General features: G+C 56.8%; 14 protein-coding genes and 1 pseudogene. 13 read left to right on the plus strand and 2 right to left on the minus strand.

Annotated elements, in window-relative coordinates; all coding sequences use genetic code 11:
* Together M7R55_RS06765 and M7R55_RS06770 are read right to left on the minus strand one after the other, a co-directional pair.
* Positions 1 to 456 (minus strand): annotated as a pseudogene (locus tag M7R55_RS06765) (IS66 family transposase); the annotation flags it as partial.
* Positions 374 to 568: a hypothetical protein gene (locus tag M7R55_RS06770; protein WP_298219663.1), complete on the minus strand. Its 195-nt coding sequence runs from the start codon at positions 566 to 568 to the stop codon at positions 374 to 376. The pseudogene M7R55_RS06765 and the gene M7R55_RS06770, both read right to left, overlap by 83 nt.
* Positions 569 to 949: 381 nt before the next feature.
* Between M7R55_RS06770 and nifB the strand changes: the two genes are divergently transcribed.
* The 13 genes from nifB to M7R55_RS06835 all read left to right on the plus strand — a co-directional run.
* Positions 950 to 2,518: a nitrogenase cofactor biosynthesis protein NifB gene (nifB, locus tag M7R55_RS06775; RefSeq protein ID WP_298219638.1), complete on the plus strand. Its 1,569-nt coding sequence runs from the start codon at positions 950 to 952 to the stop codon at positions 2,516 to 2,518.
* A 48-nt stretch (positions 2,519 to 2,566) separates the two neighbouring features.
* Positions 2,567 to 2,785, plus strand: a complete 219-nt coding sequence (locus M7R55_RS06780) for a 4Fe-4S binding protein (protein WP_298219639.1) — start codon at positions 2,567 to 2,569, stop codon at positions 2,783 to 2,785.
* Positions 2,786 to 2,793: 8 nt separating this feature from the next.
* Positions 2,794 to 3,129 carry an iron-sulfur cluster assembly accessory protein gene (locus M7R55_RS06785; protein WP_298219641.1) on the plus strand — a complete coding sequence of 112 codons (336 nt, stop codon included), beginning with the start codon at positions 2,794 to 2,796 and terminating at the stop codon, positions 3,127 to 3,129.
* A 50-nt stretch (positions 3,130 to 3,179) separates the two neighbouring features.
* Positions 3,180 to 3,701 carry a hypothetical protein gene (locus tag M7R55_RS06790; RefSeq protein WP_298219643.1) on the plus strand — a complete coding sequence of 174 codons (522 nt, stop codon included), beginning with the start codon at positions 3,180 to 3,182 and terminating at the stop codon, positions 3,699 to 3,701.
* A complete protein-coding gene (locus tag M7R55_RS06795) occupies positions 3,694 to 4,488 on the plus strand; it encodes a 4Fe4S-binding leucine-rich repeat protein (RefSeq protein ID WP_298219645.1) in 795 nt (264 codons plus the stop codon). The genes M7R55_RS06790 and M7R55_RS06795 overlap by 8 nt, the downstream gene beginning before the upstream one ends.
* Entirely contained in the window at positions 4,478 to 4,789 is a 312-nt protein-coding gene (locus tag M7R55_RS06800; protein ID WP_298219647.1) for a nitrogen fixation protein NifZ, read from the plus strand. The genes M7R55_RS06795 and M7R55_RS06800 overlap by 11 nt, the downstream gene beginning before the upstream one ends.
* On the plus strand, positions 4,786 to 5,067 hold the full coding sequence (locus M7R55_RS06805) for a nitrogen fixation protein NifZ (RefSeq protein WP_298219649.1): 282 nt from the start codon (positions 4,786 to 4,788) through the stop codon (positions 5,065 to 5,067). Before M7R55_RS06800 ends, M7R55_RS06805 begins: the two co-directional genes overlap by 4 nt.
* The gene (locus M7R55_RS06810; protein ID WP_298219651.1) at positions 5,060 to 6,232 is read left to right on the plus strand and encodes an aminotransferase class V-fold PLP-dependent enzyme; all 1,173 of its coding nucleotides are present in this window, start codon (positions 5,060 to 5,062) and stop codon (positions 6,230 to 6,232) included. The genes M7R55_RS06805 and M7R55_RS06810 overlap by 8 nt, the downstream gene beginning before the upstream one ends.
* A gap of 16 nt (positions 6,233 to 6,248) precedes the next feature.
* The gene (gene nifT, locus M7R55_RS06815; RefSeq protein ID WP_298219653.1) at positions 6,249 to 6,458 is read left to right on the plus strand and encodes a putative nitrogen fixation protein NifT; all 210 of its coding nucleotides are present in this window, start codon (positions 6,249 to 6,251) and stop codon (positions 6,456 to 6,458) included.
* Between the two features lie 3 nt (positions 6,459 to 6,461).
* The gene (locus tag M7R55_RS06820) at positions 6,462 to 6,734 is read left to right on the plus strand and encodes a hypothetical protein (RefSeq protein ID WP_298219655.1); all 273 of its coding nucleotides are present in this window, start codon (positions 6,462 to 6,464) and stop codon (positions 6,732 to 6,734) included.
* The gene (locus M7R55_RS06825) at positions 6,731 to 7,876 is read left to right on the plus strand and encodes a DegT/DnrJ/EryC1/StrS family aminotransferase (RefSeq protein WP_298219657.1); all 1,146 of its coding nucleotides are present in this window, start codon (positions 6,731 to 6,733) and stop codon (positions 7,874 to 7,876) included. The genes M7R55_RS06820 and M7R55_RS06825 overlap by 4 nt, the downstream gene beginning before the upstream one ends.
* Positions 7,877 to 8,063: 187 nt before the next feature.
* Positions 8,064 to 8,369, plus strand: a complete 306-nt coding sequence (locus M7R55_RS06830; protein WP_298219659.1) for a 2Fe-2S iron-sulfur cluster binding domain-containing protein — start codon at positions 8,064 to 8,066, stop codon at positions 8,367 to 8,369.
* Positions 8,370 to 8,576: 207 nt separating this feature from the next.
* Positions 8,577 to 9,338: SIR2 family protein (locus M7R55_RS06835; RefSeq protein ID WP_298219661.1), on the plus strand; the 762-nt coding region annotated here is incomplete at its 3' end.

A 9,338-nucleotide genomic window follows, 5' to 3' on the forward strand; every position in this document is an offset into this window, starting at 1 on the left:
AGTGCCTCGTGCGCAACCGGATGATTGCCCGCCTTGTGCAGATCAAAGAACTTGCGCCGTGCATGGGCCCAGCAGCCAAGCTCGGTCACGCCCGCCTTGAACAGGGCTTTGTACCCGCTGTAGTCATCGACCATCAAGGTGCCTTGTCCATTGGTTGGTCCATTGGTTGGCCAGTGCTGAAGAAACTCGGCGGCATGCTGTCCGCTGCGGCCGGTTTGATAGTCGAACACCACAATCGGCGGTTCCGCATCAAGACTATTGCTGCGATAGGCCCACAGGTAGGCTCGTCTGTTTTTTCCAGCCAAGGATTGCAGGGCCTACCCCGACGTGGCCGATCCATTCACTCATCGTGCTGCGTGAGAGATTAACCGCACTACGCCGGGCAATCTGTTCCAGCCAATAGAGCGGCAGATGATCGATATATTTGCTGACCGCCACCCAGGCCAACAGGCCGGGGTTCATACACACTGGCAATCGATGCAGCGGGTTGCTGGCACAGGTCAATCAGTTGAGCCTTGAATTCAGCAGGATGGTAGCGCTGTTGGCGAGCAGATGGTGTCAGGTTCATAGAAGTGTCCACTAAAAAACGGGTGGATACTTTGTACCTTTCTCAATACCCGTCACAACAGGTGGAACGGCCGGACGCACTCGTCTCCATGTACTGGCGCCAATGAAAGTTAACCCAGCGTTCCCATGTCATTCCCCTGTTCTTCGGGGAAGCGACTGTTTCGTTTGCGACAAAAGAACAGTCTCCCTTCGGGATTTTCGTCGTGTTCTTTACAAAATCTGCTTCACTCCATTGCAAAGTGCTGATTAAAAGGCGTTATTGAGATTGGCATCCCTTTTGCTTTTATGAAACTGCGGTCAGCTTCGTTGGAGCAATCTGATACATCCATGGGGCGCGTGTAACCCGATCGTTATTTGAATAACCACGTGGAGGAATACGCCCATGTCATCCCCAATCATTCCCCTCTCCGGCGTTGTTCGCCCAGGAGGAATCATCCGACTGGAAGACGTGCTTCAGCAGATGGCTGAGCACAAAGGTTGTGGCACGAGCAGCGAAGGCGGCAAGGCAAGCTGTGGCAGTAGCGCCGGTCCGGCGGACATGTCTCCGGAAATCTGGGAGAAGGTCAAGAACCATCCCTGCTACAGCGAAGAAGCACACCATCACTATGCGCGGATGCATGTCGCCGTCGCGCCAGCGTGCAACATTCAATGCAATTACTGTAACCGTAAATACGATTGCGCCAATGAAAGCCGCCCCGGTGTGGTCAGTGAGAAACTGACTCCGGAGCAGGCGGCGAAAAAGGTACTCGCGGTTGCCTCCACTATCCCGCAGATGACGGTGTTGGGTATTGCAGGCCCCGGCGACCCCTTGGCCAATCCGGAGAAGACGTTCAAGACCTTCGAACTGATTTCGAAGACAGCACCGGACATTAAGCTATGCCTGTCCACGAATGGTCTGACCCTGCCGGATCACGTGGACACGATCAAGCGCTTCAATGTCGATCACGTCACGATCACCATCAATATGGTCGATCCGGACGTCGGCGCGAAGATCTATCCGTGGATCTACTACAAGAACAAGCGCTACAAGGGACGCGAGGCGGCAGAAATTCTGACCCAGCGCCAATTGCAGGGTCTGGAGATGCTCACCGAGCGGGGCATTCTGTGCAAGGTCAACTCGGTCATGATCCCTGGTATCAACGATCAGCATCTGGTCGAAGTCAACCGGGCCGTGAAGAGCCGGGGCGCCTTCCTGCACAACATCATGCCGCTGATTTCGGCACCCGAGCACGGCACCGTCTTTGGTCTGACCGGCCAGCGCGGTCCGACCGCGCAGGAGCTCAAGGCATTGCAGGATAGCTGCGAAGGCGAGATGAACATGATGCGTCATTGCCGTCAGTGCCGGGCCGATGCGGTCGGCCTGCTGGGCGAGGATCGTTCATCCGAGTTCACGACCGAAAACGTCATGGCGATGGAGGTTGAGTATGACCTCGAATCCCGCCAGGCCTACCAGGCAGTGGTCGAGCAGGAACGTCAGGCCAAGGCGCAGGCCAAGCAGGCGGAGATGGCGACTCTGGCAGGCGATCAATCCGACATCAAGATCCTCGTGGCCGTGGCGACTAAGGGCAGCGGTCGGATCAACGAGCACTTCGGCCATGCCACCGAGTTCCAAATCTACGAAGCCAGTACGGCTGGCGCAAAATTCGTCGGCCATCGTCGGGTGGATCTGTACTGCCAGGGCGGTTATGGCGAGGAAGAAGCGCTGGAAAACTCAGTCATCCGCGCGATCAACGATTGCACGGCGGTGTTCGTCGCCAAGATCGGCGGCTGCCCTAAGGCTGAACTGGAAGCGGCGGGAATCGATGCGGTGGACAAGTATGCCTTCGAGTATATCGACCAGTCCGTGATCGCTTACTTCCGCGAGTATCTGGAAAAAGTGCGCGAGGGCTCGGTGGTTCATGGCCAACGGGGTGATGCCGAAATTCGTCAGGGAGCCTATGTGGCGGCCTGACCATAACGGGGGCATCGTCGCTCCCTCATTGACTACAGGAGATTGATCATGGCTTACAAAATCGTAGCTTCACAATGCACCGGGTGTTCAGCCTGTGAACCGGAATGCCCTAACGGCGCCATCTTCGAGAAAAACGGGATCTTTTTCATCAAGCCGGAAAAGTGCACGGAGTGCATTAACTACTTCGACGAACCGCAGTGCGTGGCCGTTTGTCCGGTCGACGACACCTGCATCATCGATAAAAGCTATCCGCGTTACAGCGCCTAGGAGCTGCCATGGATCTTACCTTTACACCCAAGGCCGAGCGCTTCATTCAACGCATGATCGCCTTCAATGGCGGCAATAGTGCCAGCGGGTTTCGTCTGGCCGTGGCTCCGGGCGGTTGTTCCGGAATGTCCTATGACTTCAGTGTTGTCGATGCGCCTGAAGCCGAGGACATGGCCATTGAACGCAATGGCATCAAGGTGTTTCTGGCGAAGAACAGTGTGCCTTTGCTCGATGGACTGGTCGTGGATTGCGAGGACAGCCTCATGAATACCGGGCTGGTGTTCATCAATCCGAATGCGGCCGAAAGTTGTGGCTGTGGCACGTCGTTTACGCCGAAAGCGTAGACGTGTAGGCGATCGGCAAGCACTGTTCTTGTAGCAGAAGGAGTACAGCGATGAATCTGATTGAAGATGATCTCTGGCTGAACCGCGACTACTACGGTGGTCAGATACCGGCCGCAGCAGAGCGTGAATTGCACCTGGCGGCACGGGCCTATCTCGACGATAGCCGGGCGGAAAGGCATTTACTGCGTGCGCTGGAAATTGCGCCGGAAGAGATCCTCGTTCATCTGGGTCTGTACAAGTTCTACTTCTACAAGGGGCGTTTGGGCGAGGCCTTCGATGTGGCCCAGAACTGCCTGCGGATGTCGGCCGATGGGCTGGGACTCACATCGGATTGGCGCGGTGTATCACCGGGTGACGCCCCATTCGACAGCTTTGACGATGTCCGGGCTCGGTTCTATCTGTTTGTACTCAAAGCATACGGCTATCTGCAATTGCGGTTGGGCCAGTATGAAGATGGACGCTCCGTCCTGCACAAGATTACCGAGCTGGACCCCGGCGACAAGATCCAGGTGAAGCCCTTGCTGGATGTGTTCGACCGGCCTGACGACTATGCGGATGACGACGATGAGTGACCCGGATCAAGCCATCGATTGGCAAGGGCAGACATTCGACTGTGCAGGGTGTCCGGACGATGCCAAACCCGTCGGTCGGTGTGCCCTGATGGAGGCCTGTGTGCGTGATCGGTATGCCAAGCGGGTCGAGCGGTTTTTCAACTGGAATCCAGAGTTAGCCAACGATTATCTCGATCATCCGTATTTCGAGGTGAGGGCCTGTGCCGCACGCAAAGCGGATGTATTCCATCTGCGGGCCTTGATTGACGATCCGGACGAAACGGTGCGCTGGGTGGCTGTGCAGCGGCTGCCGCACAACTATCTGCTGCGGATGATCCACGATCCGCATCGCGAGGTGCGGATTCGTGTGGCGACGCAGCTCGATGAGCAGGAGCTGGCAACCATGATTTTCGACCCGGACTACTACGTGCGGTTGATCGTGGCGCGCCATTTGCCGGAGCACAAACTGCCGCTGATGATCGGTGACGAGGATGCCGAGGTGCGGCGCACGGTGGCACGGCGGATTGCCCGCGAATGGCTGGGCAGGATGTTGCTGGATAACGACCCGATCGTCCGCATGGAAGTCGTGCGGCGATTACCGGATTCGGCGCTGCTGTCTTTGGTGCGTGATCCCGATTGGCGAATACGCTACGAGGTCGCCGCCCGCGGAAGTCCGGAGGTTCTTGCTTTGTTGTTGGAAGACAAGGACTCGGAGGTTCGCCGACACGCACGGGAGCGCCTAGATGAACGGAGGCCGCAGCACAAGATTGATTTGATGGGGAGGGACGGACATGGCAATGAGTCGTGACAGTACGGTGGTGGAGCTGGGCGATGAGCCGAAGTTCAACTACGGCGACAAGGTGCGCTCACTCAAGCACGTCCGCAATGACGGTACCTTCAATGGCAAGGATATCGGCGACGTGCTGGTTCGTAAAGGGGATGTCGGCTACGTCGCCAATATCGGTACCTTCCTGCAACAGTTTTTCATCTACGGCGTCGATTTCTATGAGCACGGCTACATGGTCGGCATGAAAGGGCGCGAGATTGAACTGGTGACTCCGGAGAATTCCTCTTCCGCGAGCACCACCACGATGGAGGATGAAACATGAATGATTTACGCCAACCTCGTTTCGATTGGGGGCTGCGGGTTCTGGCCCGCGCCGATCTTTTTAATGACGGTTCCTACCCCGACCTGACCACCGAAGAACTGCTGGTTCCCAAGGACGCGTTCGGCGAGATCGTGCGCATAGGCTATATCGAGGAAAGCCAGGATCCACTGTATCTGGTCGAATTCGACAACGGCCGGGTCGTCGGTTGTCTGGAAGAGGAGATTGTGCCGGTGCTTGAGGGCATCGTGCCGGTCGTTGAGGGGCTCGCGCATGAGTGAGCCGGCCTACTTCGACAACAACGCAACCACTGCCCTGGCGCCCGAAGTGCTTGAGGCGATGATGCCTTATTTATCGACGCTGTATGCCAATCCTTCCAGTGCGTCCCGCCTGGGCGCGCAGGTGAAGGATGCGGTCAGCGAGGCACGGGCGTCGGTGGCGGGTCTTTTGGGTTGTCGAACTTCCGAGCTGGTGTTTACCAGCGGGGCAACCGAGAGTAATCACATGGCGATTCTGGGCGCACTTGCCCTGGCGCCTGAAAAACGGCATCTGATCACCAGCAATGTCGAGCATCCCTCGATCATGCTGTTGTGCCGTGATCTGGAACTGACTGGTATTGAGGTGACCTATCTGCCGGTGGATACGGATGGCCGGATTGATCTGGGGCAACTGACCGAGTCGATTCGACCGGATACTGCGCTGATTTCCCTGATGTGGGCAAATAATGAAACCGGCGTGCTCTTTCCCATTGAAGAAGCTGCCGCGATCGCCAAATTCCGCCGCGTGCTGTTCCACACCGATGCCACTCAGGCCGTGGGCAAGGTGCGTCTTAACATGCTGGAATCGGCTGTGGATCTGCTTTCCTGCTCGGGTCACAAACTGCATGGCCCAAAGGGCATTGGTGCACTGATCCTGCGCAAGGGCGTGGCGCTGCCGCCGTTGATCTACGGTCATCAGGAGCGCGGGCGTCGTGGCGGTACGGAAAACGTGCCCGCCATCATCGGTTTTGGCGCCGCAGCCCGGCTGTTCGGTGATCTGGATGCACAAATCGCTTACCTCAACGGACTGCGCAACCAGCTGGAGCAGGGCGTTCTGGCGCTGGTGCCCGAAGCGATCGTCCATGGTCTGGCTGCCGAGCGCCTGCCGAATACCAGCAATATCGCCTTCAACATGATCGAAAGCGAAGAGTTGCTGCACCGTCTGGAACAGCAGGGCATTACGGCTGCCACGGGCGCTGCCTGCGCGGCAGGCGGATCTCGACCTTCTCATGTTCTAAGTGCCATGAGCCTCCGCCGTGAGGCCATTGTTTCGTCACTAAGATTTTCACTGAGCCGTTACAACCGGCGCGAAGAGGTGGCCCAATTGCTGGTCGTATTGCAGGGTCTGATTCAGGCAGGCAAAGCCAGCACAACAACCGATTCAGCTCTCGTTTCTTGCGCCCATTAACCCATAAGGAATGCCCATGAAGGTCATGATTCGCAAAGACAGTACCGGAGCCATCACGGCCTATGTGCCCAAGAAAGATCTGGAAGAAAAGATCACCCAGATGGACAACCCGGATATGTGGGGCGCGGCCGTCACGCTGGGCAACGGGTGGCGGTTGGAATTACCGCAGATGCCGGTGGATACGCGTCTGCCGATCACCGTCGAAGCCCGAAAACTGGAGGAATAAGCCATGGCCATCGATGTAGCGACATTGAACAAGCTGATCGAGCAGGGACAGAAGCTCTGTGTAGCCGAGAGTAATGTTCTGACATCGTTGCGCCCCCTTTTCCCTGGCTTGATGATCACTCAGTGTCCGTCATCCGATGTGACCGAGACGCCATTCCAGGCTGGGGATTTTTTCGATCTGCATCTGGTGGATAGCCGAAACCACTGCTGGGCGTTGACCGGTCAGCCTGAGGCAGCGACGGCCGTGCTGTTGGCCATGCACGTGAAAGCGTCATGAGCACGCCATCAATTGTGCTTTCCGATCCGGATATCGGCCGAGCCGAACTCGAAGAAATCGAGGCGATTCTCCGATCTGAACAGATCAGTGCCGGGAATAAGGTCGAGGCCTTCGAATCGGCCTTCGGATCGTATATAGGCAGGCGGTACGCCATTGCAGTAGCGAGCCCCACGCTGGCACTGCTGCTTTGCCTGCAAGCCTATGACCTTCAGCCAGATGATGAAGTCATTCTCTCGCCCTACAGCTGGTGGCAGATCGGTCATGCACTGTCTTGGTATGGCGTAAAGCCTGTCTTTGCCGATATTGACTACTACTCGGGCACGTTGTCGATCAAGAGCACCGAAGCGCTGATGACGCCGAAGACCCGCGCGATCATGGCGGGAAATACCAAGGGGCATCCCGCGGCTTGGGTTGCCCTGCGTGAGCTCGCCAATGCGGCTGGTGCCATTTTGCTGGAAGACTCGACCGAGGCGATCGGTTCCCGTTATCAGGACAAACTGGTCGGCTCCTTCGGCGATTGTTCGATCTTCGGATTCGCCCAACCCGGACCATTGCTCTGTGGCGAGGGGGCGATGATCGTGACCGACGACATGGATATCGCCAGTCGGCTCAAGCAGTATCGTGCCCGAAGCCTGACCGATCGCGCTTCTGTCTCGGCGGCCACGCGCCCTCCGTTGCAGGCGGAAATGAGCAATCTGCAGGCTGGCTTGGGGCTGATGCAGCTCTCCCGGCTCGATGGAATTCTGGTGCGACGTCAGCAGATTGAGGAACTCTATTTCGAACACATGAAGTCTTTCGAGGGAATCAAGGACCCGTATCGCGGGCCGGACGCCACCGAGGTGCATTGGTTTATTTACGAGGTGCATCTGGGTACCCGTTTCAGCCGAAGCAGCCGGGATGCCATCGTGAACGATCTGCGCACGCACGGCATTGAAGCGGCGGCCTACAGCCACCCTATGCACATGCAATCGTACTACCGGGAGCGCGGTGCGGCTCGATGTCCTACCGCTGAGCGGGTATCGGACCGAACCCTGGTTCTACCGTTTCACCCCCGACTGGATGAGGAGGAAATCGCTTTCATTATTGAAACCCTGAAAGATGCGTCCATCAACATCGGCGCAGGCGCCGCCATTTATCTTTAAGGAAGCTCTGAACAACGCCATCCTGGCGTTTTCAGAGGTCGGCAAGCAAAAAATGTGATTTTTGCTTGCCTCCATTTTCAATGACACACGTCATTAAAAATGTTGGGGCAACCCTGCCTCAAACGGAGCATCTGAGTTAATAAGAGGCTCCTTAACAGACTGATTATCAGAGCTTAGGAGGATTTCAATGTCTGTCGTGACTATTTTACCGAGTAACAAGACCGTCACCGTAGCAGCGGGTACTCGTCTGATCGATGCCATTCTGGCCGCCGGCGAATCCATTGCACAGAAGTGCGAAGGCAAGGGCGAATGTGATAGCTGCCATGTCTTCGTACACGACGGGCGCAAGTCGCTTTCCAAGGCTCAGCGCAAAGAAAACGAGCAGCTCGATCAGATCGTTGGTGTCGGCAGCAAGTCACGTCTGGCCTGCCAGGCCTTTCTGGGTGACGAGGATGTCACTGTCGAATTACTGGGATTCGCGTCGGGGCTGTGAGCTTCGATGAACCCGCGATCTTGTGGGTGATCGTTGTTGGCCATCACCGTCCCCTGAATGTCGGTGGAATGGTTGGACATTCCATGTGCGCCGTCGAAACAAGTCGGGCACAGACCCTTATGGGCACCGCGAAAGGTTTTTCGAGGTGCCCATTTGGGATATCAATCTTGGACATCAGTCTCGGATCAAACACGCTGGAGATGAATCATGCAAAACAATCTGACTTATATACGCGAAGGTATCGCTTCGGGCAAGATCATTCCCTATCTTGGTTCCGGCGTTCTCGCAGCCAGCGGTGCCGCGGTACCCAGCGACCTGCCCACGCTAGCTCAGGCCTTGAGCAGCCGCGTTTCGGTTCCGCACAAGATCCGGAACAATTTCACGGCGGCCGCGCAATACATCGAGAACTTCAAGCATCGCAAAACGCTCAAGACCATCATCACCGAGTTGTTCACGGTGCACACGCCAACGCCTGCACTGATGCAGTCGCTGGCGGATCTGCACCTGCCGCTGATCGTGAACCTCTGGTACGACAACACGATGGCCAGGGCGCTGAGTGGTCAGGCGGCCGAACCAAATGATTGGGGTCGCATCCAGGGATTGAGCCAGTCCGAGCATTACGGCCAGTGGTTCGGTTTTTACCGACCGGATGGCAGTTTGGCGGAACCGCAGGAAGTCGATCAGTGGAAGACCATCCTGTATGAGCCTTGGGGTTCGGTCGAGCCCGAGACGAATTTCCTGGTGTCCGATTCCGACTTCGTGGAAGTGTTGACAGAAATCGATATCCAGACTCCGATTCCCGAAGTCATTCAGAATCTTCGTCGAGGCAAGGAATTCCTGTTCATCGGCTGCCGTTTCAATGACCAACTGCAGCGGACCTTCGCCCGGCAGATCATGAAGCGCTCGTCCGATCATCATTGGGCGGTGATCGATGGCCCACTGAGTCGCAATGAGGAGCGATTTCTGGAG

It is taken from the genome of Halothiobacillus sp., assembly GCF_027346185.1.
GTDB lineage: Bacteria > Pseudomonadota > Gammaproteobacteria > Halothiobacillales > Halothiobacillaceae > Halothiobacillus.